The 23,369-nt window shown below is 42.2% G+C and carries 22 protein-coding genes and 1 pseudogene; 11 read left to right on the top strand and 12 right to left on the bottom strand.

The window, feature by feature from the left end; genetic code table 11:
• Window positions 1–102: 102 nt before the first annotated feature.
• Window positions 103–1,389: a phosphoribosylamine--glycine ligase gene (purD, locus tag BM386_RS13435; RefSeq protein WP_091695145.1), complete on the bottom strand. Its 1,287-nt coding sequence runs from the start codon at window positions 1,387–1,389 to the stop codon at window positions 103–105.
• A 14-nt stretch (window positions 1,390–1,403) separates the two neighbouring features.
• Window positions 1,404–3,581: a DNA helicase RecQ gene (gene recQ, locus BM386_RS13430; protein ID WP_091695488.1), complete on the bottom strand. Its 2,178-nt coding sequence runs from the start codon at window positions 3,579–3,581 to the stop codon at window positions 1,404–1,406.
• A gap of 96 nt (window positions 3,582–3,677) precedes the next feature.
• Here recQ and BM386_RS13425 point away from each other — a divergent pair, with 96 nt between their 5' ends.
• Together BM386_RS13425 and BM386_RS13420 are read left to right on the top strand one after the other, a co-directional pair.
• The gene (locus BM386_RS13425; RefSeq protein ID WP_091695143.1) at window positions 3,678–4,646 is read left to right on the top strand and encodes a KpsF/GutQ family sugar-phosphate isomerase; all 969 of its coding nucleotides are present in this window, start codon (window positions 3,678–3,680) and stop codon (window positions 4,644–4,646) included.
• An 8-nt stretch (window positions 4,647–4,654) separates the two neighbouring features.
• Window positions 4,655–5,725, top strand: a complete 1,071-nt coding sequence (locus tag BM386_RS13420) for a mannose-1-phosphate guanylyltransferase (protein ID WP_091695140.1) — start codon at window positions 4,655–4,657, stop codon at window positions 5,723–5,725.
• Between the two features lie 29 nt (window positions 5,726–5,754).
• Here the strand turns inward: BM386_RS13420 and rlmB are convergent, their stop codons facing one another.
• Complete coding sequence (gene rlmB / locus BM386_RS13415) at window positions 5,755–6,528, bottom strand: 23S rRNA (guanosine(2251)-2'-O)-methyltransferase RlmB (RefSeq protein ID WP_091695137.1); 774 nt, start codon at window positions 6,526–6,528, stop codon at window positions 5,755–5,757.
• Window positions 6,501–7,736, bottom strand: a complete 1,236-nt coding sequence (locus tag BM386_RS13410; RefSeq protein WP_091695135.1) for a GWxTD domain-containing protein — start codon at window positions 7,734–7,736, stop codon at window positions 6,501–6,503. The genes rlmB and BM386_RS13410 overlap by 28 nt, the downstream gene beginning before the upstream one ends.
• A gap of 61 nt (window positions 7,737–7,797) precedes the next feature.
• On the opposite strand from BM386_RS13410, the gene BM386_RS13405 reads away from it, so the two are divergent.
• On the top strand, window positions 7,798–8,574 hold the full coding sequence (locus tag BM386_RS13405) for a class I SAM-dependent methyltransferase (RefSeq protein WP_091695132.1): 777 nt from the start codon (window positions 7,798–7,800) through the stop codon (window positions 8,572–8,574).
• Window positions 8,575–8,585: 11 nt separating this feature from the next.
• Here BM386_RS13405 and BM386_RS13400 read toward each other — a convergent pair whose 3' ends face one another.
• A complete protein-coding gene (locus BM386_RS13400) occupies window positions 8,586–9,200 on the bottom strand; it encodes a MarC family protein (protein WP_091695129.1) in 615 nt (204 codons plus the stop codon).
• Between the two features lie 178 nt (window positions 9,201–9,378).
• On the opposite strand from BM386_RS13400, the gene BM386_RS13395 reads away from it, so the two are divergent.
• A complete protein-coding gene (locus BM386_RS13395) occupies window positions 9,379–10,140 on the top strand; it encodes a hypothetical protein (RefSeq protein ID WP_091695126.1) in 762 nt (253 codons plus the stop codon).
• A gap of 49 nt (window positions 10,141–10,189) precedes the next feature.
• Here BM386_RS13395 and BM386_RS13390 read toward each other — a convergent pair whose 3' ends face one another.
• Window positions 10,190–11,077, bottom strand: a complete 888-nt coding sequence (locus tag BM386_RS13390; protein ID WP_091695123.1) for a sterol desaturase family protein — start codon at window positions 11,075–11,077, stop codon at window positions 10,190–10,192.
• Between the two features lie 144 nt (window positions 11,078–11,221).
• On the opposite strand from BM386_RS13390, the gene BM386_RS13385 reads away from it, so the two are divergent.
• Both BM386_RS13385 and BM386_RS13380 read left to right on the top strand, forming a co-directional pair.
• Complete coding sequence (locus BM386_RS13385; protein ID WP_091695121.1) at window positions 11,222–11,908, top strand: zeta toxin family protein; 687 nt, start codon at window positions 11,222–11,224, stop codon at window positions 11,906–11,908.
• A gap of 22 nt (window positions 11,909–11,930) precedes the next feature.
• On the top strand, window positions 11,931–12,194 hold the full coding sequence (locus BM386_RS13380) for a hypothetical protein (protein WP_170857097.1): 264 nt from the start codon (window positions 11,931–11,933) through the stop codon (window positions 12,192–12,194).
• A gap of 123 nt (window positions 12,195–12,317) precedes the next feature.
• Here the strand turns inward: BM386_RS13380 and BM386_RS13375 are convergent.
• Window positions 12,318–12,479, bottom strand: a pseudogene (locus BM386_RS13375) (dodecin domain-containing protein); the annotation flags it as partial.
• Between the two features lie 76 nt (window positions 12,480–12,555).
• Window positions 12,556–13,410 (bottom strand): peptidylprolyl isomerase, encoded by an 855-nt coding sequence (locus tag BM386_RS13370; RefSeq protein WP_091695115.1) that lies wholly within the window; start codon window positions 13,408–13,410, stop codon window positions 12,556–12,558.
• 128 nt (window positions 13,411–13,538) lie between these two features.
• On the opposite strand from BM386_RS13370, the gene BM386_RS13365 reads away from it, so the two are divergent.
• Genes BM386_RS13365 through BM386_RS13355 form a run of 3 tightly spaced genes read left to right on the top strand, consistent with a single transcriptional unit; the run spans window position 13,539 to window position 15,978 of the window.
• A complete protein-coding gene (locus tag BM386_RS13365) occupies window positions 13,539–13,889 on the top strand; it encodes an MmcQ/YjbR family DNA-binding protein (RefSeq protein WP_091695112.1) in 351 nt (116 codons plus the stop codon).
• Complete coding sequence (locus BM386_RS13360; protein WP_091695110.1) at window positions 13,886–14,839, top strand: ABC transporter ATP-binding protein; 954 nt, start codon at window positions 13,886–13,888, stop codon at window positions 14,837–14,839. Before BM386_RS13365 ends, BM386_RS13360 begins: the two co-directional genes overlap by 4 nt.
• Window positions 14,836–15,978 carry an App1 family protein gene (locus tag BM386_RS13355; RefSeq protein WP_091695107.1) on the top strand — a complete coding sequence of 381 codons (1,143 nt, stop codon included), beginning with the start codon at window positions 14,836–14,838 and terminating at the stop codon, window positions 15,976–15,978. Before BM386_RS13360 ends, BM386_RS13355 begins: the two co-directional genes overlap by 4 nt.
• Window positions 15,979–16,065: 87 nt before the next feature.
• Here BM386_RS13355 and BM386_RS13350 read toward each other — a convergent pair whose 3' ends face one another.
• Together BM386_RS13350 and BM386_RS13345 are read right to left on the bottom strand one after the other, a co-directional pair.
• On the bottom strand, window positions 16,066–16,596 hold the full coding sequence (locus tag BM386_RS13350; protein WP_091695104.1) for an FKBP-type peptidyl-prolyl cis-trans isomerase: 531 nt from the start codon (window positions 16,594–16,596) through the stop codon (window positions 16,066–16,068).
• A 35-nt stretch (window positions 16,597–16,631) separates the two neighbouring features.
• Window positions 16,632–19,052, bottom strand: a complete 2,421-nt coding sequence (locus BM386_RS13345) for a glycosyltransferase family protein (RefSeq protein ID WP_091695101.1) — start codon at window positions 19,050–19,052, stop codon at window positions 16,632–16,634.
• A 159-nt stretch (window positions 19,053–19,211) separates the two neighbouring features.
• Here BM386_RS13345 and ffh point away from each other — a divergent pair, with 159 nt between their 5' ends.
• Both ffh and BM386_RS13335 read left to right on the top strand, forming a co-directional pair.
• Window positions 19,212–20,555 (top strand): signal recognition particle protein, encoded by a 1,344-nt coding sequence (ffh, locus tag BM386_RS13340; RefSeq protein WP_091695099.1) that lies wholly within the window; start codon window positions 19,212–19,214, stop codon window positions 20,553–20,555.
• Between the two features lie 222 nt (window positions 20,556–20,777).
• On the top strand, window positions 20,778–21,257 hold the full coding sequence (locus BM386_RS13335) for a hypothetical protein (RefSeq protein ID WP_091695096.1): 480 nt from the start codon (window positions 20,778–20,780) through the stop codon (window positions 21,255–21,257).
• 66 nt (window positions 21,258–21,323) lie between these two features.
• Here the strand turns inward: BM386_RS13335 and BM386_RS13330 are convergent, their stop codons facing one another.
• Together BM386_RS13330 and BM386_RS13325 are read right to left on the bottom strand one after the other, a co-directional pair.
• A complete protein-coding gene (locus BM386_RS13330; protein ID WP_091695093.1) occupies window positions 21,324–22,067 on the bottom strand; it encodes a LytR/AlgR family response regulator transcription factor in 744 nt (247 codons plus the stop codon).
• On the bottom strand, window positions 22,064–23,137 hold the full coding sequence (locus BM386_RS13325) for a sensor histidine kinase (protein WP_244545525.1): 1,074 nt from the start codon (window positions 23,135–23,137) through the stop codon (window positions 22,064–22,066). The genes BM386_RS13330 and BM386_RS13325 overlap by 4 nt, the downstream gene beginning before the upstream one ends.
• Window positions 23,138–23,369: the final 232 nt, after the last annotated feature.

Raw genomic sequence — 23,369 nt, 5'->3', positions numbered from 1 at the left:
TTACTTTGGCAACCTCCGGTTCCTCCGGAGGAGGTTGAGCATGTGCTACATCCAGACATAATATATAGACAGGGGCAAAGCCCTGGTTAGTTTTGGGTTTAATTACATTAAGTTCAGGATATCCATTCCGATATCCTTTCGGTAGTAGGCTTGATCCCAATTGATACCTTTTACCGTTGCAAAGGCATTGCTCAAGGCTTCTTGCAATGATTCCCCTTTACCTGTTACAGCGATTACCCGACCACCTTGGTTGACTAATTCTCCTGATTCATTTCTTCCTGTACCTGCATGGAAAATCTCCGCTCCCTGCACCGTATCAGGCAGAGAAATAACTTTCCCTTTTTCATATGAACCAGGATATCCTCCACTTACCATTACTACTGTAGTAGCGTAATCTGGAGAGATTTTTAATTCATAACTATCCAGTGTTCCAGTGCCGATGCCATGAAGCAAAGCCAAAAAGTCACTTTCAATTCTAGGAAGGACTGCTTCTGTCTCTGGGTCGCCCATACGCACATTGTATTCGATAACGTGTGGCTCGCCGTCTTTATTCATCAGCCCAATGAATAAGAATCCTTTGTAGGGAATGTTTTCTTTTGCCAACCCATCTACTGTTGGTTTAACTACTTTCTCTTCTACTTTGGCCATAAAGGCCTCGTCTGCGAAAATAACCGGGCTGACAGCTCCCATTCCTCCTGTATTCAATCCTGTATCTCCTTCTCCGATGCGCTTATAGTCTTTCGCCTCCGGCAAAATCTTATAGTTTTTGCCATCAGTTGCCACAAAAACAGACAATTCGATTCCTGTCAAAAATTCTTCAATCACAACTTTGGAAGAAGCTTCACCGAACTTCTGATCCAATAACATTTCTTTCAAAGAGGCTTTAGCTTCTTCGAGCGTCAAGCAAATCAGTACACCTTTGCCGGCAGCAAGTCCGTCTGCCTTCAATACGATTGGTAGATTTTGACTATCCAAATAAGCTAGTCCTGCCTCCAATTGATCTGCGGTGAAGGTTTCATAGGCAGCTGTAGGCACATTGTTTCGCTGCATAAATCTCTTGGAGAAGTCCTTGCTTCCTTCCAGCGTAGCACCAAGTTGAGAAGGCCCTACCACCGGAATAGCTGCGGTTTCAGGTTGATTTTGTAGGAAATCTACAATGCCTTTCACCAAAGGCTCTTCCGGGCCTACAACTACAAGTGCGATATCTTTAGAGGTGATAAAATCCCGGATCGCGTCAAAATCAGTGATGCTGATCGCGACGTTAGTAGCTATGCTTTCTGTGCCGGCATTTCCCGGAGCTACGTATAATTGGGTACAGTTGGTGCTTTGTACGATCTTCCAGGCGAAAGCATGTTCTCTGCCCCCGCTCCCTAATAAGAGTATATTCATTGACTCAATTCAAGTTAATTCGCATGCTCTGAGATGAATTTGATACGATAAACCCGCAGTTCATCTTCTGCAAAGTCCTCATCTTCAAGTTCCTCTAAGGCTGCTTTGATCTGATCACTGCTGGCATTCATGAAGTAATCGTGGAGCATATCCTCCCGGTCTTCGTCCATGATGGCCTCTATGTAGTAATCTATATTTAGTTTAGTTCCGCTATAAATGATCTGCTCTATTTCATGGAGCAAGTCACTCATACTCATGTTGAGGTTTTCTGCTACCTCGTCCAAGCCTACCTTGCGGTCGATCTGCTGGATAATTGAAATCTTTACTTTGGATCTGGTTCCGGATGATTTTACTACCACATCTGATGCGGTCTCAATCTCATTTTCCTCCACATAGCTCGCTATGAGTTTCAGGAACGAAGACCCGAATTTAACGACTTTTCCCATACCTACGCCAATGATTTGCGCAAGCTCCTCGCGTGTGGTAGGATAGACTGTAGCCATTTCTTCCAAAGAAGGGTCCTGAAAGATCACATATGGTGGAAGTCCTTTGGTACGGGCGACTTTTTTCCGTTCTGCTTTTAACAGTTCAAATAACTTTTCGTCATAAGAAATCCCCATATTAATGTCGATTTCTGCCTGCCCGGTTTCTACTTCTGCAGCGAAGTCGTGGTCATGGTGCAGTTCTAGTTCAAAGGGAGCATCGAGAAAATCTTTGCCTTTTGGCGTTAATTTGAGGATACCATAATTCTCGATATCTTTTTCAAGCATATTTAGAATCATCACCTGACGAATCACTCCAATCCAGGTTTTTTCCGAGGATTCCTTTCCTTTAGCGAAGACAGGCAATTTGTCGTGCGAATAGCTTAACACGTAATCTGTCGATTCTCCCACAATCACTTTTACCAAATGATCCAAGCCAAAGCGCTCATTCGTTTGCTGTGCCGCTTCCAGTACAGTGGTGACCATATCCATTCCTTCGAATGTCTCTCGATGGCGCTTACAATTGTCGCAAAAGCCACAATCATCGTCCATCGTTTCTCCGAAGTAATTAAGGATGAATTTTCTTCTACATACGCCCGTCTCAGAGTAAGCTGCCATTTCTTGCAACAGAAGTTTGGCGTTTTCCCGCTCTGTGACCGGTTTGTCCTTATTGAATTTGTCCAGCTTGATGATGTCCTCGTATCGGTAGAACATGAGGCAATGACCTTCTAGTCCGTCGCGACCAGCTCTGCCGGTTTCCTGATAATATCCCTCTAGCGATTTGGGCACATCATAGTGGATAACATAGCGCACATCGGGTTTGTCGATTCCCATCCCAAAGGCAATAGTTGCTACGATTACATCCAGTTCTTCATTGAGGAAATCGTCCTGGGTTTTGATCCGAACGGAGGAATCCAGCCCTGCGTGATAGGGCGCTGCATTGACTTGATTGACCTGGAGTAGTTGTGCTATTTCTTCAACTTTCTTTCGGCTGAGGCAATAGATAATTCCTGACTTTCCTTTGTGTCCTTTGATGAATTTGATCAGATCCCTCTTCGAATCATTCTTAACCTTGGGACGAACCTCATAGAAAAGGTTGGTTCTGTTGAATGAAGATTTGAATAAATCGGCCTCTTCCATCTGAAGGTTACGCTGGATGTCCTGCTGCACCTTTGGCGTAGCAGTGGCAGTCAGTGCGATTATTGGTAAATCAGGAGCGATTTGCGCGATAATGGACTTGATCCTCCGGTACTCAGGCCGGAAGTCATGACCCCATTCTGAGATACAATGCGCTTCATCTATGGCTACAAAACTAAGTTCCACAGATTTGAGGAACTCGACATTTTCCTCCTTTGTCAGCGATTCTGGAGCGACATAGAGCAGTTTGGTCTTTTTACTTCGAACCTCACTTTTGACTCGTGTTGCCTCAGATTTATTCAGCGTAGAATTAAGGAAATGGGCATTTATTCCTAGCGCTTGCAGTTGATCGACTTGATTTTTCATCAAAGCAATCAAAGGAGAAATGACTATAGCTGTCCCGTCCTTGATAACGGCGGGCAATTGGTAGCACAAAGATTTGCCAGCGCCCGTAGGCATGATGACGAAAGTATTCCGCTTATTAAGCAAGTTATCCACGATCAATTCCTGATTTCCACGGAATTGACTGAATCCAAAGATTTTTTTAAGATCTGCTTTTACTTTTTCTTCCACTTGTTGAGGGGCTAAAAGGGTAACTAAAGCCTGTAAACAGGAATGATTTATTACATTTATACCCAGGTTCAAAATTAGTTATAAACGCAGGTAAAATTGAATTTAGCTAAAAATATTAGAAATACAGCCACGAGGGTGTTGCAAAACGAGGCTCAGGCCGTGTTAAATCTTGTTGATTTTTTAGATGGCGATTTTGAAGCCTGTGTGGAGTATATTTTGGTCTCAAAAGGTAGAGTGGTAATCACCGGAGTGGGTAAAAGTGCGCTTATTGCCAATAAGATAGTGGCTACCCTAAATTCTACAGGCACTCCTGCCATTTTCATGCATGCAGCTGATGCTATTCATGGTGACTTGGGAATGATTCAGGAAGATGATATCATCATTTGTATCTCCAAAAGTGGTAATACTCCTGAGATCAAAGTGCTGGTTCCCATGATGAAAAAGTTGGGGTCCAAACTAGTGGCTCTCGTGAGCAACACCAAAAGTTTTTTAGCCGAGCAGGCAGATTATATTTTGAATGCTACCATTGGAGAGGAAGCCTGTCCACATAATCTGGCTCCGACTACCAGCACCACAGCACATTTAGCTTTGGGAGATGCCTTGGCAGTATGTCTATTGGAAGCCAGAGGCTTTACTTCCGACGACTTTGCGAGATATCATCCAGGAGGATCTTTGGGCAAGCAGCTGTATCTTAGGGTAGGAGATGTACTGGGTAGCAATGAGATTCCTGTAGTCACAGAGACTGCCGGATTGGCGGAGGTGATTATGGAGATTTCCGGGAAAAGACTAGGTGCTACTTCAGTAGTAGATAAAGATGGCAACTTGAAAGGGATTATTACTGACGGAGATTTGCGGAGAATGCTTCAGAAATCTCTTGATATCCAGTCGCTTAAAGCCTCGGATATTATGACGGTAAATCCTAAATCCATTTCCACACAAGAATATGCTATCAGAGCGTTGAACATGATGAAAAATCATAATATCACACAACTCGTAGCTATGAATGGAGAGAAAATCGCAGGTTTTGTCCATATTCATGAATTGATGAAAGAAGGAATTGTTTAACTTTTAGCATGCACAATAAACCCTATATCTTAATTATGGCAGGCGGCATTGGGTCGCGATTTTGGCCTTATAGCCGCAGAAAGCGACCAAAGCAGTTTTTGGATATACTGGGGACAGGGCGCACCTTATTGCAAATGACCTTTGATCGGTTTGCTGAACTAGCTGAACCGGATCAGTTTGTGGTCATAACTTACAGAAAATACCTTTCCATTGTGAAAGAGCAGCTGCCAGAGCTTAAGGATCATCAGATATTGACTGAGCCTTTGCGTAAAAACACGGCAACCTGTATAGCCTATGCTACCTATAGCATTTATTCCAAAGACCCAGACGCTACTATCATTGTAACTCCTGCAGATCATTTGGTTTTGCATGAAAAGAAGTTTGAACGTACCCTACAGAAGGCGGTAGAAGCGGCAAATGACGGGAAATTAATCACACTTGGCATCAAGCCGAACAGACCCGAAATAGCGTATGGATACATCCAATACATCGAAAAGCCAAATACACATGTGTACAGGGTGAAGACTTTCATCGAAAAGCCAAATTCCAAATTAGTAAAGACCTTAATTGAAAGTGGGGATTTTGTATGGAATTCGGGGATGTTTATCTGGAAAGCAAAGAGTTTGATTGAGGCATTCGAAGAGCACATGCCGGATTTGGCTGAGGTGTTTGAAGAAGGAAAAGAATTCTATGGTAAAGCCGGAGAAGCCGAGTTTGTGTCCGCTGCCTATACCCAAATGAAAAGTATTTCCATTGACTATGGAATCATGGAAAAATCGAGTCAGGTTTATGTTATTCTGGGAGATTTTGGTTGGTCAGATTTGGGGTCTTGGAGCAGTCTTTATGACTTAAAGGACAAGGATAAGGAAAACAATGTGGTAGAAGCAAATGCTGTTTTGTACGAAACTAAAAACAGTTACATCAAGGTAAAAGGTGATAAGCTTGTTGTCGTTCAAGGTTTGGAAAACTACCTGGTGAATGAAACAGATAACGTCCTATTGATCTGCAAACTCGATGCGGAGAAGAAATTCCGCGAATTTGTGTCCAATGCAAAAAAGAAAGGGGAAGAGTTTATATAACCCTTCCCCTTTTGCACTTTTTTATATTCTCAATTCCGCTGCCTGATAGCCTCGTAAATAGCAACTCCTGCAGATACGGATACATTCAAACTTTCGATTCTACCAGCCATAGGGATTTTCACTTTTTCATCCACTATTCCCATCAATTCTGTAGAAATTCCATCTTCTTCCGAACCCATAACCATCGCAACAGGAACAGAAAAATCGGTGTCATACATGGTTTTATCAGTTTTTTCGGTGATAGCTACCAATACCAAACCGGATTTCTGAAGGTCCCGACAGGTATAAAATAGATTTCTTGACCGCACTACAGGAAGGAAATTTAACGCTCCCACAGAAGTTTTGATCGCATCTGAGTTGATTTGGGCACTGCCTTTTTCAGGAATGACGATGGCATCCACCCCTGCACATTCAGCCGTTCTGGCGATGGCTCCAAAGTTTCTTACATCAGTGATTCTATCCAAAACCAAGATCAATGGAGCTTTTCCCACATTGAAGCAACTCTCGATCACGTGATCCAACGAAGCGTATTCTATGGACGACATCTGAGCTACCACACCTTGATGGTTTTTCCGCGTGATTCTATTCAGTTTTGCCTCTGGTACACGTACAACAGGGATTTTCTCTGTTTTGCAAAGCTTCAGCAATTCCTTGATCAGGTCGTTGTTGATCTCCTTTTGCACCAAGACTTTGTCGATGTCTTTTCCTGCGTGGATGGACTCCATCACTGCTCGGGTACCAAAAATAAAGTCTTTTTCGTGTTCGCCTTTTTCAATCAAAAAGCCATCTTTCCGCTTCTCCATATGGATATGTTTTTGAACCAAACCGGCTGATAAGCTCGTGAGCGATTCAAGGTGTAATAGTGAGGGCTAAGTATGTTTTTAACCCGCGCAAAGGTAAAGCGAATTCTTGAACTCTCGTTAGTTCCTCCATAACTCCACACTTCCCTGTCCAAATAAAAGTTCACTTCCTCTGGTGGCCCCATCACGATATAGACCATTCCTTTATCCGTTTTCCAGCCTTCTTTGAAGTCAGTGAACAATAAATTGGCGAATTCCACCTGCCGGAAATACTCCCGGATCAGCTCTTTGGCAGTGTCTGCATTTTTGGTCAAACTGAGCCAGTACATATCTAGAGCCTTCTTTTTGTCCTCGGCGGATTTCAAGTCTTCGTGTTCTTTTCGGGTGGAAATATAAGTGACCATATCCACCATCTCGTCCCAGTCTTTCACTTTTGGGAAAGCTTCATGGGTAGTTTTCAATACCAAACCTGTGCTGGCTGAAGTATCACTTTGGATGAAATAATATCCGATTTTATCAAATGATTTTGGGACATTTTCCAAGAAATCACCCTCATCTATCACTTCTAATTCTCTTGGAACTGCTGCGGGCTTGGTCTCCATCGGCGGGTAAGGAACCTCAAGGTTGATCGGGTAGTAAAAGCCGTGCAGCGTTGGTCCATCGTTGGATTGGAAAAGCAAGGACTCGCCTGCGTTCAGGTAGTTTTGATCAAAACCCACATAATTCGCATAATAGGCTCCAAAACTCGGTGTATCGAAGACGAAACTACTTTTGATATCTGTAGAATAATAATATTCATCACCCTGTCTGGTGTCCAGCGCCGTGAAAAGCGCAATGGAAGTTTCCGTGGTTTCAGGTATATCTATTGTCTTTTCAAAAACCCAATGCCTGTCCGTATCATACTTGAGGTCATCTGAAGTTAAAATAATTGTGTTGTCAGAAAGAATCTCCTCTTCATAGCTATCCAGAATGGAATAGGTGAAACTAAAAGTATTGAAGACAGGGTTTTCTTCGATTTTTTCTACCTGCAACTGAAGTTTATAACTCGTCTCGGATACCTTAATAGGAATGACTTTTAAAGACAACCTTGAGTACCTGGAGTAGCGAAGTGTCTGATTCAGACTGCTTAAAGTCTTTTGTGCAAATGTGGGAAATGTACTTCCTGCAAAGAGGATCAAAAAAATCAGGAGTCGGCTTGTTTTACAGTTCATCGGGTGTTGATCTCGGTTTTGGGAAATTAACCTTACTTTTGCCAAAATAGTAAATTTTTGTATGGCTACCTATACAACGGAAATCGCCTCTGACAAGTTGGTCAGTGACAATCCTATTCATCAACGCTTACTGAAAGCATACATTGCTGCTCAGCCGTGGATTTCTGGCAAATTGCTGGAAGTAGGCTGTGGAGAAGGCCGTGGAGTGGAAACCCTTTTGCCCTATGCAGAGAGCTACCTGGGTTTGGATAAAATTCAGGAAGTGATCGACGAGCTGAAAGTTAAATTCCCGAAAATTGAGTTTCAACAAGCGGTGATTCCTCCTTTTGCAGGAATCGCCGATAATTCCTTCGATACGGTGGTGAGTTTTCAGGTGATTGAGCATATTCCCAATGACCGATTGTTTCTGGAAGAAATCTATCGCGTGTTGAAGCCTGGAGGCAAAGCGGTGATTTCTACCCCAAATATCAACCATACCCTTTCTCGCAATCCTTGGCATGAGCGGGAATACACCCCACAGCAATTGATTGATTTGTGCTCATCTATTTTTGATTCTGTGGAGGCCAAAGGAGTAGGAGGGAATGAAAAAGTTTGGAATTATCATGAAGCCAATCGCAAGTCAGTGCAGAAAATCATGCGCTTTGATATTTTTGATCTGCAGCATAAGCTCCCAGCATCCATTCTGAGAATGCCTTATGAGATTCTAAATCGTAGAAACAGAAACAAATTGCACCAACAGCAGGGAAAAAGCGTGGTGGACATTTCCCATGAAGATTATCTGATAGTGGAAGATCCAGCAGTAGGGTTAGATTTGTTTTATGTGTTGGGGAAAAAGTAGGACTTTAGCTTTTACTCAAAAAAAGCAGCCTTAATTCCTGAGATAATCATGTTCGTTCCGATAATGGCGATGATCAAACCCATGATTTTGCCGATCACCACGATCAGGTTTTTTCCCAACCGTTTTACGATCTGATCCCCCAATTCAAAAGCAATATGTGTCATTAGGCACAACACAGCAAATACCCCAATTACAATTAGAATATTAACGTAATTACCTTGTGACGCAAAGTTCATGGCAGTTACTATGGTTCCTGGGCCTGCTAGGATAGGAATAGCTAATGGAGAAATCGCAATATTTTCTTCAGTGACCGGATCTTTGATGTGTTTTACACTGGACTTTTTAGACTGCAGCATTTCAAAACCCACAAAGAAAATCAGGATACCGCCTGTGATTTTGAAGGCAGGAATGGTGATCCCGAAGATTTCGAAAATAAATTTCCCCAGCACCACAAAGACTACTACAATCACGAAAGCAGTTAACGTTGCTCTTTTGCTGACGCTTCGCTTGGTGGCTTTATCCAAATCATCCGTCAGCGAGGCGAAAATCGGCACGTTTGCAATCGGGTTCATGATTGCGAAAAAACCAGTAAATACAGATAAGGTAAAACCCAGGTAGTGATCCATAAATAGACGTTGATATTCTTTTGAGCTAGAATTGGCGAAGGTATCAAAATCTTCTTTCTGAATGCAAACAAGGGCAGCAATACCGATTTCTGAGCGCTGCTAGAATATACGCTATTTGCCGTATGGTGTGTAGGAAAGCGTGGTTTTAAATTTGAGATGTATTTTAAATCTATAAACTATGAAAACTTATAACGCTACACTTTGGACTTTACTTTTAGGAGCCGTGCTTACTTTTTCAGCATGTAGCTCAGATGATGATATCAATCCTCAGACCACAACGCAAACCAATCCGACTCCTACTGCCCCTGATGATGCAAATGCTGTTCTTGCGGCGATCATGTCTTACTCAGACCTGCCCAGCAATGTGCCGAGTGTTCCGGGTGTGGGTGGGATTGCGATAGATGTGGCTTCAGGCTCTTTTTTTAACGGGGGAGTTGGAAGTGCTCTGGTAAATGTGGGAGATGTGATGCTTAATTCAAAAGCGCTGCAAATTCCAAGAGGAAATGCCTACATCAACAATCCAATGGAGTTGTCCTATTCTCTTGCTGCCGGGCAGTCCAATTCTTGGCAGGTGAGTGGAGGAAGTGGCTTTGATGCTTTTTCACATACCACTACCAAGAGAATGCCTTCCCAGGTAAAATTTACCGCGTCTGTAGGAGATAGTTTTTCCAAAGGTTCAGATTTGACCTTGACCATCGAGTCCGTGACTTCCAATACAGACAACATCCTTTGGGTGGTTTCTGATGGCAGTACGACTGTCACTAAAGAATCAAAAACCACTTCAGTAACCTTCTCTGCGTCAGATCTAAGCGGCATGAGAGCCACATCCACTGGGTTGGTGCAGGTAGCGAGCTATAACACTGAAGAAAAAACCTTTGGCGGGAAAAAAGTCTATTTTATCAACGAGACGGTTCACACCAAACTTGTAGAAGTTAATTGATTTGATATTTTGATGTTTTTAGCCAGTGGGAGTGATCTCACTGGTTTTTTTATGTCTTTTTTCTGAAAATCCGCTTGAAAGGCTCAACAGTTTGACCTATAAAATCCTCTGGAAATTTCTCTTCATCAGGAAGTCCTACCGGTAGGTTTTCATCATCTGAAGGCCAATAATTTGTGCGGAAAAGAAAATCCCACAAGCTCAGCGAAATCCCATAATTGAAACCATTTGGATGGCTTTCTGGGAGATCTTTCGCATGGTGCCAAAGGTGCATCTGCGGTCCGTTGATTATATATCGGAATGGTCCAAGAGGAATGTTCAGATTCGCATGTCCAAGCTGACCGAGCACTAATGTGAAGATGTGGACGATAAAGAAATCTGTGATGCCAAAGCCTATCATGGCCAGTGGAATGTATTCCAGCGTTCGATAAAGGATGTTTTCCATCCAGTGGTAGCGAAGCAAAGCCGCAAAGCCCATTTCCCGCGTGCTGTGGTGGACTTTGTGAAACTCCCACATCCAGCCGACGTGATGATACATGCGGTGAATCGCCCACTGCATGAAATCGCGAAGGATGAAAATTAGCACCAATTGCAGCCACCCCGGCAGCTGATCCACTTTGATTGCTACGGTATTGGTGATGCCGAATAAGCCTAGAAAGTCATTGAAAGCCTCTACCGCAACCATCGATAAGGCATTGTACGCGACTAGGGCAAAGAGGAAGTAATTCCAAAAAAGATAAAAGATATCCAACCAGAAATGCTCACGGATCAACGGCTGATTTTTTCTCCATGGAAAAAGAATTTCCAAGCCATATATAACCAAAGATGCACCCACTAGCCAGTAGAAGTAGTTATGCCAACTGGGATTCAGGATCTCTCCAATAAAGTAATTCCAATAGCCATAATAGCCGTCAAAAATCGCTTTGATGTATTTTTCCATGTATCAAAGATGGGGATTTTAAACTATGTCAAATGTGATTTTAAGCACACATTAAAGGATGGGTGGCTAATTTAATGATAAGTTGCAGGTGTCTTGTTGACTAAGTTCTTGTAATTGGCTAATTTAATTTGTTCGATTTTTGATATGTCAACTATAACGCCAGAACAATTTGCTTACTATCATGAGAACCGCTCGATATTAATCAATGAATATTTAGCGGATTTTCCGAAAAGAGTGGACCCGGATGCAGTTAGGGACTTATTTATTCCTAGTGGGTATGACAGAAGTAATGTGTCAGAATATCAGGAAATCTGCAAATTGTTGACAGAGGATATTTATTTTGAAGCGTTAATTAGGAATAAGTTATCCAAGAAATTAATATTTGCCGCAGGTTTACCTGGTTCGGGAAAGTCCACTCATCTGGCTCAAATGATGAAAGATGAATTAGTCTATGATGGAACTTTAAATGACGATGATAAATTTATAGATTACATAGAAAAAGCATTAACCTTAGGGTATAAAGTTGAGGTTTTCGTCTATAGTGTAGAGCCTAGTGTGGCTTTTGAACGGAACTTGGAAAGAGGTGATGACATGAAACGATATGTTCCAATTTCGCATTATGAAAAAGTTGCGGCTACGTTAAATAGAAGACAAAAATTGTTGGCTGATAAATTTCAGAGTAGAGTCAGCTTCCGGAATTTTGAACACACCAACTTTGAAGGAAAGCAGGTAGAGTTTGTTCCCATTAAAATCGACAGAGATGAGCTTGAAAGAATCGCAAACAACCATGAATTTAGAAACCATAAGAACCTTCATTCAGTCCTTAGATAAGAATAGGGTCAAAGTGCTGAACATGACTGGATCAAATGTGGTGATTGATGAGTTGAAAAATATTGTTGATGAATTGGAAGCTTCTGTCTGGGATAAGAGGTCTCAGGAAGCTTCGTCACATCTGAAAGACAAATCCGAGGAAGATAGAAGGATGCTCCTGATGAGCGCTAAAGAGAAAAAATTCTTCTTGAAGTACAAGGCTGAAAATCCAGATAACAAATGGGATTATTTTGAAGATTACGCTAAGGAAGTAAGTCAAGATTTTAGTAAGTCTCTTGATAAATGATTTCTCCGTAGGTTAGTTTTTTTATCTGGATAAATTTTCCAATCATAACTTGCTTCCAGGAGCTAACCAATTTTAAATCCAAAAAAAAAGAGCGGTCAGCTGCGCACTGTCGCTCTTAAAATGTTAGACGTTTTTGGATTGGTCTTTTCGAAATGAAACTTTACATACGCTGCCGAAGGTAGTGACTTTATCTTCTTTTACGAGGGACTTGAAATTTTTTACATAGACTGAATCGATGTTGTGGACTGTTTTAGAAACTTCATCCACTGTATTCTGGTTCGCATCTTCTCTGCTCTTTTATGAGTAGGCGATTACCTCGAAAATATTAACTCGGATAGCTGTTTTGAAGGAGAAAGCATAGCTACTTCTGTCGTTTGATCAAGTTTGTAGATAGAATCAAGATATCGCTGGTAGGTCTATCTCTATTAGTTGTTTCAGACGCGGCGATCTTGTCCACGACATCCATTCCAGATACTACTTCTCCAAAAACTGTGTAGTTCTGATCCAAATGAGCTGCTCCTCCTATCGTTTTATAGACTTCCCTGTGTGCCTCTGGATACTGATAGGAAGTCATTCTTTTTTGCTCGATTTCAGCCAAGGAATCAAGCTTAGCTTTTAACTGTTTAGCTTCCTCTCCACGGCTGGAATCTCTATTTCTAAGCAATTCCTGATACTTAGTGAAGGTTTCACTGTTTGCTGGATCATTGATGACCTGATTATATGCAAGCCCTTTATTGATTCGATTTTCTGCTATGTCTAGTGTGCTGTCGGTGTAAGTTCTGCCTTGTACTATGTAGAATTGAATGAAGCTGCCTTTTTGCTCAGGATTCACATCATCACCTTCACGGGCAGCTCCAAGTGCCCCTCTTTTATGAAAGTGGGTAGTAGTAATTTCTGCGGGAATAGTCTCAGGGATTTGCAGTTCATTCTTCTTTTTCTGGAATGCTTCCTCATGAATCCTCTCTCCAGCCTGGATCATAAATTTTTCTATAACTCGATGAAAGAGAATACTGTCGTACATCCCTTCTTTGACCAAGCTGAGGAAATTAGTGCGACTTAAAGGAGTGTCATCGTATAAGCGAAGCACAATTGTGCCTTCGGTCGTAACTAGCGCTATGTCTTTTTTAAGGTCACTTTTAGTGACTTTAGATTTGTTTAATGATTGGCAACTTGCAAGTATTAGCAGCAAGGCAAAAGCGCGAAAATTTATTTTCATAAAGAGCTAGAAAAGGCGTGAGGGTGTTTCAAGTTGGAAAATAGGTGAATTGTGGGGCTTGGCAAAAACCAACAACATTTTTTCTCCAAGGTCTTTTCCTTAATTTCCTTGCTTAAATAAGAATTGCCATGACCTTAGAATATTTTCGGGATTATTGTCTCGCTAAGCCCGGAGTGACAGAAGACACGCCATTTGATAAGGATGCACTATGCTTTCGTGTTGGGAATAAGATCTTTTCGATCTGCTCTATTTCAGAATTTCAATACATCAACCTGAAGTGTGACCTTGAGCGTGCGGTTGAGTTGCGCGAGCAATTTGAGGGAATTACCCCGGGATATCATATGAACAAGCAACAGTGGAATTCGGTGAGCACGATAGGAAATGTGCCAGATCGCCTGATTTTGGAATTGGCGGATCATTCTTACGAGCTTATCTTTGGCAGCTTGACCAAAAAACTACAAGCTGAAATCCGTCCATGAGTTATTTTTCTATTTCCAACATTTCAAAATCTTACGATTCCCAACTGGCGCTTCAGCCCTTTTCACTTGAATTAGAAAAAGGTCAATTCCTCGCTATAGTGGGTGAAAGTGGCTCTGGCAAAAGTACTTTGCTAAAAATTATGGCAGGGCTGGAAGTTCAGGATGAAGGGGAAGTTTTCTTGGAAGGCCAGCCAATTTTAAATCCTAATCAGAAGATTGTTTCTGGCTACGACGAGATCCGGTTAATTCACCAGAATTTCCATCTCTATCCCAATTCCACGGTGGAGGAAAATATCTCCAGGCAATTGCTGCATTATGAGAAAATCTATGCGAAAAGCCGGGTAGATGACCTTCTTCAACTGCTAGGTTTGACTGCTTTTAAGGACAGGTTTCCACGTCAGCTTTCCGGTGGACAAAAGCAAAAAGTTGCAATTGGTAAAGCCATGGCTGTGGAGCCGGATATTCTGTTGCTAGATGAACCTTTTTCCTCTTTGGATACCATTCAGACACACCATTTGATCGCGGAATTGAAGGAAATTTTTAGAGATTTCGGGACTACGGTAATTTTTGTAACACACGACCTTGATGATGCACTGCGATTGACTGATAATCTGATCATTTTGCAAAAAGGGAAAGTCGCTCAAAAAGGCACATCTCAGCAACTGTGTGAAAAACCTAAGACCAAGTATGTTGCGCAGCTTTTTAGCCCAATAAATAAAATCCCAGAAACAAAAAGCAGCTTTGTCAGACCAGCTGATGTGAAGGTAAGAACCAAAGGAGGACTGTTGGGACATGTCACTGATTCGCGCTTTTTGGTTCATTATAATTCTCTACAGGTAAAGCTCAAAGAGAGTGGACTTACTTGGGAAGTGGATGACTCTCAGCGAAAATATGCAGTGGGCGAACGGGTTTATTTGAGCTGGGATGATATGAAAGTGATGAGTCTTTGAGCTTGACAAAAAGAAATATTCTACTCACGATTCTATATGAATTCAAACTTGCCGTAAGTCAGGTGATTTTGTGGATTTGGATCAAGCTGGGTTTGGTGAAATCACTGCTCATTGTTCCCTATGAGGGTTTTGGTAATGAAAAAGAAATTCTCTTGGTCGGTAGAGTTATCCGCGACAATCGAGTGGGAGTGTCAAGTCCCGATGATAGCGTTTGGCTGAATATTGGTAAGATGCGTAGGAGGTTCATGAGTGTGGTAATTCCGCGAGTGGAGGTCAAAGCCGAGTTTCAAGACGAGGAATTCTTCGCAAAGACAGACGAAGAAGGATATTTTGAGTTTAAAATTCATCCTAAAAAGGATATTCAAATCTCTTCCCGGTGGCAGCAGATTGAGCTGACATTAATAGATCAGGTGATCAGAAACCAAGGAGAAGTAAAGGCTTGCGGAGATGTTTTTCTGCCTGTGGGAAATATAGATTATGGTATAATTTCAGACGTGGATGACACGATTATTCCTACCGGAGCCATGCGCTTGATGGAAATGTTAAAGACCACTTTTGTTAAAAATGCACATACCCGAGTACCCTTTCCGGGCGTTTCAGCATTCTATAAGGCGCTTCAAAAAGGTCTTGACGGAATAGAGAGCAATCCATTTTTTTACGTTTCCAGCAGTCCATGGAATCTGTATGATTTCCTCCATGAGCTCCTTCAGATCCATCACATTCCAAAAGGCCCATTGATGCTTCGGGATATTGGTTTGTCCAGGACGCAGTTGATCGCAGGAAGCCATTCTGAGCATAAGCTGGAGCAGATTCGGCACATTCTTTCCACTTACTCTCAGCTTCCATTTATACTCATAGGAGATAGCGGGCAGGAAGATCCGGCTATTTATCTACAGATAGTACGGGAGTTTCCGGGAAGAATAATGATGATCTTTATCCGGGATGTTCATTCTTCACAGTATGATTCGGTGAAGAAAATAAGTGAGGAGTTAAAAGAGTTGGGAGTAGAGATGATGCTTGTGAAAAACACCCTTGAAGCCTCTCAGTTTGCACTTTCGAAAGGATGGATATTGGAAGAGGATATGGACGATATAGCTCAGGAAAAAGTGAAAGATGAAGTTGAAAATGATGAGGAATAAATGGGTACTTTCCCCATAAAAAAGAGGTAAAAAGTCCAAACTTCTTACCTCTTCTTACTTTTTACAATATTTTCCGTTTACAATTCCCTATTCCTCCTCATGAGCTCCATGCGCTCCATGAACATGCCCGTGGGCAAGCTCGTCTTTTGTCGCTTCGCGAACCTCTTGGATATTCCCATCAAAATGCAAGTCAAAACCTACCAATGGATGATTGAAATCGAGCAGGATTTCTTCACCCAGATCTTTCAGTATCTTAGCCTGCATAGGATAGCCATCTTCGTCCATCAATGGAAGGAAATTTCCTTCCTCAAGCATTTCAGGATTGAAGCCATTTTCTCCAGAAAACTGCGACTTAGGTAAATTGACAATTAAGTCTTCGTCGATTTCTCCGTAAGCTTCCGCAACCGGAATCACAAAAGAAAAATCCTCTCCTTGCACTTTCCCCAGAAGTAACGCTTCGAATTTTTCAGGCAGATCACTTGCCCCAAAAAGGAAGTAAAATGGATCTTCTGTATCACGGATTTCCACACTGAAAGGTGCCGATTCTATCTCATCAGCTTCTTTACTCACTTTGAGTTCGTAGGTGAGTCCGACGACTGTGTTCTCTGCTATTTTCATTTTTCTGATTTTATGTAATGTTTTGAGAGGAAAGCTTAATTGTTAGTGCTCTCTTGGTTTTTTTCTTTAACTGTGAAAAATACTCCGGCTATCAGTGACAAAATGATCAAGTACTGAAAAATGATCATTGGCGTCTTGGTGGCAGTGTAGCTTGTCGGGCTAAACTTGAAAACGATCTCATGAGTTCCTGCAGGGACGATCAATCCACGAAGAAGGTAATCGGTTCGCAAAATCTCAGTTTCAGCTCCGTCGATTGTTGCCTTCCAGCCCACTGGATAGTAGATTTCAGAGAAAACGACCAAGCCTTCCTTGCTCATTTCTGCTTGATATTTCAATTCATTCGGAGCGTAAGAAATATGCGTGATCTGTCCTGATCCGGCATTGATCTCTCCAAATTCAGATGTATTCACTGTTGCCTGTGCTTTGGTGTCTATTCTGCCCAGCTCATCCATTTCTTCTTGGTTGGTCTGGACGGAGACGATTTGCGAGGGAACCCAAGCCGGTCCGTTGGCTTCCGGATTTTCAAAAACAGCATTTGCTGCTGTTCCAGCGATGATATACTTAGTATTCATCATGTTGATCGTCTGAATTCCTTCGAAGTCGAAGTTCCCTTCTTGGGCTTTTTTTACAAAGTCATTCAATTCAAAGTTCAGTCGATTGTCCAACAAATCCTGATACCTGCGCATTTTGGCGCCATGATATCCTCCAAGACTATGGAATCTATAAGGTGATTTTCCGGTGGCGGTTAGCCCTTCAGTTAGGTCCAATACTCTGAAATAGGAATCGTCCGCCGCGATAGTTTTATCAGCAGGAGTTTCAGCAAAATAGGCTTTGGTCGGACTTTCCTGAAAAGAACTGTCATTCAAGTAATGCTTATTTACTGTCCAAAGATCTATAGTCACCAAGGCAAAAATCCCAAGTCCCATGACCAGATCAGATATTTTTCCCTTTATGGCAAAGTAGATCAAGCCAAATGCAGCGGCTACCAGAGCCAAACTTCTCCATGCGCTTGCAGAAAGCATGGCTTTTCGATCTTGTCGTAGGGAGTTGACTAACCAATCTGGCAGGCCTGCATCAGCAGCCCCTTCGAATCTGAATATGCCCGCGCCTATAGCAAGCAAAAGTAAAAGTCCTCCCACTGCCGCTCCGGCTATGTAAAGAGGTTTGAAGTCTTTGCTTCTGTATAGTCTTTCTAGGGAAATAGCAGCTAAGGCCGGTATTGCAAAAAGCGTCATTCCCAAAGCCATTGAGACGGCTCTGAATTTATTGTAGCCAGGAAGGATGTCGAAAAGTAGGTAGTTGAACCAACTCAGGTTTTTTCCCCAAGAAAGCATTAGAGATAAGATGATGACTGCTCCAAATGTGTAAAGACTCTCTTTTGGCGCAGCCCAAATCCCTATAAAGGCTAAGAAAACCAAAATAACCCCTCCGTAAATCGGTCCGCCTGTGAAAGGCTGATCTCCCCAATAAGTCGGAGCACCTTGGAGAAATCCGTTGATTTGTGAGGGATCAAGGCCATTGCTTCGCAAAGCTTTTTCGGATGCGGTGCCTTCGCCTAGTGGCGTGCTGCTTCCTCCTCCGTAGAAGTTGGGAACCAAAAAAGTGAGCGTCTCCAATTTGCCATTTGACCAGGAAAATGCATAGTCTTTATCCAATCCTGCTGAGGCAGATTCCAAAGTAGCTTTGCCTCGGGTAGAGTAGGGAGCATATTCCATTGCAGTTGTGAGTCTGCCTATATTTCCTCCTACGGCCAACAATGCACCTAAAACCAAGAATCCGATAGTTTTGGACAGTTGAGCAACCCCATCTTTTTTCCAGTCAAAAACAATTCTCACGATCACATAGATCACAGAAATTATCAGCGTATAGTATGTAATCTGGACATGGTTGAACTTCAATTGTAAAAGAAGTCCAAGTGCTAAAATAGCTACACCGAGCAATCGCTTCTTCTGGAAAGCCAGATGAATCCCCAGCATTATCACCGGGATAAGATTCACTGCCCATATTTTGGCATTGTGGCCCGCCGCCAAACTCAGAAGATTGTAGGAGCTCATGGAAAAAGCTACGCTGGCAATGATCGCAAAGGCCGGCCTGACTCTGAAAGTCAGCATTAGCACATACATGGCAACCATGCCGAGAAAGAGGCTGTTTACAGGATGGGGAAGTCCAAGAGTAATGATAGAAAGGAGCGAGGTAGTGATGTCACCCGCAAATTCCAGACTGACAAAATATGCCGGCATTCCGCCGAATACGCTATTTGTCCAAAGCGCTTCTTCTCCTGTGGCTTCTCTATAATCCAAGGCTTCTGTGGCAGAACCCTCCCATTTTAAAATATCCCCTTGCATGATCACCTGATCCTGAAGTACTACAGGAGCGAAATAAACGACTACAATAGCATAGAAAATGGCGATTCCCACCAAATGGGGAAGTATGTCTTTTTTGAAATTTAACTGCATGAAAAGAGTTTTTCTTTAGAAAATGGATGCTGGCGCAAATTAGGGATTTATAGGCAAACTGCTTTACAAAAATAGGTAGTCTTGGGCTGGAATAGATGCAAGACTCCTTTCTATCACTGATGAAAATCATTACTTTTGCAGCAAATAGCCAGATAAGGAATGTTTGATAATTTAAGTTTAAAATTAGACCGGGCTTTCAAAACGCTGAAAGGAACCGGGACAATCACCGAAATAAACGTCGCAACGACCGTCAAAGAGATCAGAAGAGCTTTGATCGATGCCGATGTCAACTATAAAGTAGCCAAAGAAGTAACAGATACCATCAAGACCGAGGCACTGGGTCGCGATGTGTTGATCGCTGTTTCTCCAGGTCAATTATTGATCAAAATCACTCAGGAAGAGCTGACCAAGCTCATGGGCGGAAAGAAGGAGGATATCAAAATCTCCGGAGACCCATCTATTATCTTGATTTCAGGTCTTCAGGGTTCTGGTAAAACCACGTTCACAGGAAAGCTTGGTGCTCATTTGAAGAAGCAAGGACGCCAGGTATTGCTAGTGGCGTGTGATATCTATCGTCCTGCGGCGATTGACCAATTGAAAGTATTGGGCGAGCAGATCGGCGTGGAGGTTTATGCTGAGCCTGAGAATAAGAATGCCCTTGAAATAGCCAACAATGCGATCGCTTACGCTAAGAAGACAGGTAAGAAAACGGTGGTAGTCGATACAGCGGGTCGTCTTGCAGTGGATGAGATGATGATGAATGAGATTGAAGCGCTGAAAAAAGCTTTGAATCCTTCTGAGACACTTTTTGTAGTCGATTCCATGACTGGTCAGGATGCGGTCAATACGGCCAAGACTTTTGACGAGCGCTTGAATTTTGACGGAGTAGTTCTGACCAAACTCGATGGAGATACCCGAGGTGGAGCTGCGATTTCCATTCGTCACGTAGTAAATAAGCCGATTAAATTTATCTCTACAGGTGAGAAAATGGAAGATCTGGATGTATTCCACCCAGATCGTATGGCGCAAAGAATCCTGGGTATGGGTGATGTGATTTCCTTGGTGGAAAGAGCGCAGCAGTCCTTTGACGAAGATGAAGCCAAGCGTATCAATTCCAAGATCCGATCTAATAATTTCAACTTTGATGATTTCCTTTCTCAGCTGGAGCAGGTGAAGAAAATGGGTAATATAAAGGATTTGCTCGGCATGATTCCCGGCATGGGCAAGGCAATCAAAGGACTGGATATCGATGATGATTCGTTCAAGCCTATAGAAGCGATCATCCGATCAATGACTCCAGCCGAGCGGGAGCATCCTGATCTGATTGATGGAAGTAGGAGAAAAAGACTTGCTGCGGGTTCTGGTAGAACGATCGTGGAGGTAAATAACCTCATGAAGCAGTTCTCCGATATGCGGAAGATGATGAAGCAAATGAACAAAATGGGCGGTGCCAAGGCTGCTATGAGCAAGATGCTTCCCCCAGGCAAAGCTGGAAGAAGGTAATAATTTGAAACCCGGTCGAGAGATCGGGTTTTTGTTTTTATTTACCGCGGTGTGCGCGGAGGGAAACGCGGAGAGCGCTGGAGTTGAGCTTCCGGAGTTATCCTGCTTCTCCAGAAGCTGGGTACTAAGCTGTAGCGTTTATAAACGGTTCTTCGTAAAGGTTAAAATTTCGTTTTTACTTATCCTAAGCAAATTTTATCTTTATTTAAATTACATGCCACTATGAAAATAAAACTGTTACCATTAATCGCTTTAGCTCTAATCATATTTAGCTGTAAAGATGTAGAGGAACCATCTCCAAACTCCCAAATAGAGGGTGTATTCCTGTCAAGTTATGAAGGAAATAACGCATGGATAAATAAAAAATTCAATTTTGTAGACTTGATGAAATTTAATTCAAATGGCACAGTGACAGGAGAGAGCTACACTACCGAGCTCAATTCTGATGAGATCTTGGGATATCGCGGCTATTTTTCAGGCAGTTATTCTATCAAGGAAGGCAAGGTCATTGTCTCTTATGGAGAATTGTTTCATCTTGGGATTGAGGATGTTAATTATTTACCCAAAGAGGATTTGGTACTTTCTGAACCAACAGATTTCACTTCAGAATATGGTATTGAGGAGGACTATTCAGAACTTGTTACCATTTGTTCAATCTATTCAATCTGCAATGGCACTTCATCTTATGTGAGGGTAGAATGAAAAGAGTCTATGTATAAAAAAAGCTGCTTTCATTTAGAAAACAGCTTTTTTTGATCAAATTCCACATCAATTCATCCATCTACTCATAAACTCCAAAAAAGCCTCCTTGTAATTATCGCTGACACTGATGTGGTTTTTGCCGATTTGGATCACATTTTTGGAAACTGAGTCTATGTGGTCCAAGGCTACGATATAGGATCTGTGAACACGCATAAACTTGTCAGCAGGTAACAATTCTTCCATGCTTTTCAGACTGGTCAACGAAAGCAAGGGGTTCGGCTTGGATAACAAATGCACTTTCACATAGTCCTTGTATGCTTCTACATATCCAATGTCTTTCAGCATTACTTTGACTAGCTGATATTCTACTTTGAGAAAAATGTATTCGGGTGTAGAGGCCTCAATAGTTCCGGATTCTGGTTTAGAAGATGCCTGTCTTTCGAAGTAGGAAAATGCTTTCGTAGCAGCATTCAAAAAGTCCTCGTAGCTGTAGGGTTTCAGCAAATAATCCAGCGCCTCTACTTTATACCCTTCGATGGCAAACTGATGATATGCTGTAGCAAAAATGATCCGGGTCTTATCCGAATTCTTTTTCCCATCCAACACTCTGGCCAGTTCCATGCCAGACAAATCCGGCATCTGAATATCCATAAATGCCAATTGCACTTCGTTCTGATTGATAAATCCCAAAGCTTCTATCGCATTGGAAAACTTACCGATTAAGTTCAAAAAAGAAGTTTGCTCAATGAACTTGCTAAGCAATTCCAGTGCAAGGGGCTCGTCATCTATGGCTACGCAGTTTAACTTCATGCTAGATTGATCGTTAAATTTACCCAATACTCTTGGTTCGCCTCGTCTTTACCAAATTTCAGGCGGTGTTTATCTGGATAGAGTAAACTCAATCTTCGCTGGGTATTTACCATGCCTATGCCATTTTCCTTTGCTTCTGGACTATCCGCGTGGACAGGGAAAATGTGGTTTTTCGTCTCGAAAAACACCGTAGTTCCCATGATTTCCAGCTTGATCATGATCTCACTTGGCTGCTGACTGCTTACTCCATGTTTGAAGGTGTTTTCCATAAATGGAAGTAATAGCATTGGAGCGATCACTAAATCGTCCTTGGGTTCATCAATGGAAATATTGAGCGTCACCTTTTCGGTGAGTCTCATTTTCATCAGCTCTATGTAGTCATTGATAAAGCTTACTTCTCTGCTCAGCAGGGTTTCATTTTTCTGATTTTCGTACAATACATAGCGCATCATCCGGGAGAGTTTCAAAAGTGCCTCTTGTGCCTTTTTTACATCCAGATTGGTGAGTGCGTAAATATTATTCAGTGTATTGAAAAAGAAGTGCGGATTGATTTGGGCTTTCAGGTACGAAAGTTCCGTGTTGATTCTTTGCTGATCCAACTCTCTTCTGAGCGACTCATCTTTTTGCCATTTCTGTACTGAGGCTACCGAAGTGCTGATTCCGATGGTCAATAGATAAAGCATGATATTGAAAATATCACCTGAAATCCTCCTTGATTTTTGGACATAGGGTTCATCCGGATTGAAGGCTTTGTGCATCAGTTCTGGCAGATGTAGAAAACTATCTGCATAGATCAATAAGCCCAGAAAAAGGATGGAACCAAGAATAGTGGTCAAGAGAAAAACGAGTTGTTTTCCTTGTAACAATACTCTTGGCACAAACCAAAGCATATTAATGTAGAATATGCCCATTAGAAGCAGTGCCATGAATACTTGACGTACCCAAAACTCCACGGGAATATCCACCCGCCAAGAAAGCGGAGACAGTAAGAGAAGCACTGTGCTGAGCATGGACCAGCCCAGAATATGTACTAGAATCGAAACTCGTCTTTTAGGACTTAGGTTGATCATAAATCTGATTTTCAGTATCCAAACTAACAGAAAGGACACCTTTATATAAAATCTAATCTACGAATAAGCTGATTAAGACTGCCAACAGTCCATTCGAATAGATAAACTGACTCGCAGATTGTTTTAAGGGTTTTGTCTGATGAAAGTGGGTGTCTGTCGATGAAACTGCACTAGCCGTCTATTTGCCCAAAAACTGCGAAACAAACCCTGTTGTTTTGAGGTATCAACAAGC

Source organism: Algoriphagus locisalis (assembly GCF_900116615.1).
GTDB lineage: Bacteria > Bacteroidota > Bacteroidia > Cytophagales > Cyclobacteriaceae > Algoriphagus > Algoriphagus locisalis.
The sequence above is the reverse complement of the archived record's forward strand: the minus strand, read 5'-3'. Positions and strand labels throughout refer to the sequence as shown.

What these genes read in the sequence shown, in the direction of transcription:
- purD (WP_091695145.1), bottom strand. Translation starts at nt 1,389, where the DNA reads ATGAATATACTCTTATTAGGGAGCGGGGGCAGAGAACATGCTTTCGCC.
- BM386_RS13420 (WP_091695140.1), top strand. Translation starts at nt 4,655, where the DNA reads ATGCACAATAAACCCTATATCTTAATTATGGCAGGCGGCATTGGGTCG.
- rlmB (WP_091695137.1), bottom strand. Translation starts at nt 6,528, where the DNA reads ATGGAGAAGCGGAAAGATGGCTTTTTGATTGAAAAAGGCGAACACGAA.
- BM386_RS13410 (WP_091695135.1), bottom strand. Translation starts at nt 7,736, where the DNA reads ATGAACTGTAAAACAAGCCGACTCCTGATTTTTTTGATCCTCTTTGCA.
- BM386_RS13405 (WP_091695132.1), top strand. Translation starts at nt 7,798, where the DNA reads ATGGCTACCTATACAACGGAAATCGCCTCTGACAAGTTGGTCAGTGAC.
- BM386_RS13400 (WP_091695129.1), bottom strand. Translation starts at nt 9,200, where the DNA reads ATGGATCACTACCTGGGTTTTACCTTATCTGTATTTACTGGTTTTTTC.
- BM386_RS13395 (WP_091695126.1), top strand. Translation starts at nt 9,379, where the DNA reads ATGAAAACTTATAACGCTACACTTTGGACTTTACTTTTAGGAGCCGTG.
- BM386_RS13390 (WP_091695123.1), bottom strand. Translation starts at nt 11,077, where the DNA reads ATGGAAAAATACATCAAAGCGATTTTTGACGGCTATTATGGCTATTGG.
- BM386_RS13385 (WP_091695121.1), top strand. Translation starts at nt 11,222, where the DNA reads ATGTCAACTATAACGCCAGAACAATTTGCTTACTATCATGAGAACCGC.
- BM386_RS13380 (WP_170857097.1), top strand. Translation starts at nt 11,931, where the DNA reads ATGACTGGATCAAATGTGGTGATTGATGAGTTGAAAAATATTGTTGAT.
- BM386_RS13370 (WP_091695115.1), bottom strand. Translation starts at nt 13,410, where the DNA reads ATGAAAATAAATTTTCGCGCTTTTGCCTTGCTGCTAATACTTGCAAGT.
- BM386_RS13365 (WP_091695112.1), top strand. Translation starts at nt 13,539, where the DNA reads ATGACCTTAGAATATTTTCGGGATTATTGTCTCGCTAAGCCCGGAGTG.
- BM386_RS13360 (WP_091695110.1), top strand. Translation starts at nt 13,886, where the DNA reads ATGAGTTATTTTTCTATTTCCAACATTTCAAAATCTTACGATTCCCAA.
- BM386_RS13350 (WP_091695104.1), bottom strand. Translation starts at nt 16,596, where the DNA reads ATGAAAATAGCAGAGAACACAGTCGTCGGACTCACCTACGAACTCAAA.
- BM386_RS13345 (WP_091695101.1), bottom strand. Translation starts at nt 19,052, where the DNA reads ATGCAGTTAAATTTCAAAAAAGACATACTTCCCCATTTGGTGGGAATC.
- ffh (WP_091695099.1), top strand. Translation starts at nt 19,212, where the DNA reads ATGTTTGATAATTTAAGTTTAAAATTAGACCGGGCTTTCAAAACGCTG.
- BM386_RS13335 (WP_091695096.1), top strand. Translation starts at nt 20,778, where the DNA reads ATGAAAATAAAACTGTTACCATTAATCGCTTTAGCTCTAATCATATTT.
- BM386_RS13330 (WP_091695093.1), bottom strand. Translation starts at nt 22,067, where the DNA reads ATGAAGTTAAACTGCGTAGCCATAGATGACGAGCCCCTTGCACTGGAA.
- BM386_RS13325 (WP_244545525.1), bottom strand. Translation starts at nt 23,137, where the DNA reads ATGATCAACCTAAGTCCTAAAAGACGAGTTTCGATTCTAGTACATATT.